2 protein-coding genes are annotated in these 467 nt (G+C 59.7%); both read left to right on the top strand.

Annotated elements, in window-relative coordinates; all coding sequences use genetic code 11:
- The coding region (locus J5M71_RS28030; protein ID WP_279382400.1) for a peptide chain release factor-like protein at positions 1-308 on the top strand (308 nt) is incomplete at its 5' end.
- A gap of 79 nt (positions 309-387) precedes the next feature.
- Positions 388-467: hypothetical protein (locus J5M71_RS29485; protein ID WP_243434390.1), on the top strand; the 80-nt coding region annotated here is incomplete at its 3' end.

Here is a 467-nt window from a genome sequence, read left to right as displayed (position 1 = left end):
CCCACGTACCGACCAACACCGTGGTCAGCTGCCAGAACGAGCGCTCCCAGCACGCCAACAAGGACACCGCGATGAAAATGCTGCGGGCCAAGTTGTACGAGCAGGAAATGCAGAAGCGCAATGCGGCCTCGCAGGCGCTGGAAGACACCAAGTCGGACATCGGCTGGGGTCACCAGATCCGCTCTTACGTGCTCGATGCCTCGCGGATCAAGGATCTGCGTACCAACATCGAACGCAGCGATTGCGACAAGGTGCTCGACGGCGACATCGACGAGTATCTGGAAGCCAGCCTGAAATCCGGCCTGTAACACCCTCTGTGGGAGCGGGCTCGCCCGCGATCCCCAGCCGAAGGCTGGGGGCAACGAACCTGATGGAATACTTAAAGACATGAGCGACCTACAACTCGACCCGCAAGCCCTGCAACAGGAAGAAAACTCCCTGATCGCCCTGCGCAAGGAAAAGCTTGC

The sequence above is a fragment of the Pseudomonas sp. 43(2021) genome (assembly GCF_017490805.1).
GTDB lineage: Bacteria > Pseudomonadota > Gammaproteobacteria > Pseudomonadales > Pseudomonadaceae > Aquipseudomonas.
Note: the sequence above shows the minus strand (reverse complement) of the source record. Positions and strands in the feature narration are given on the sequence as shown.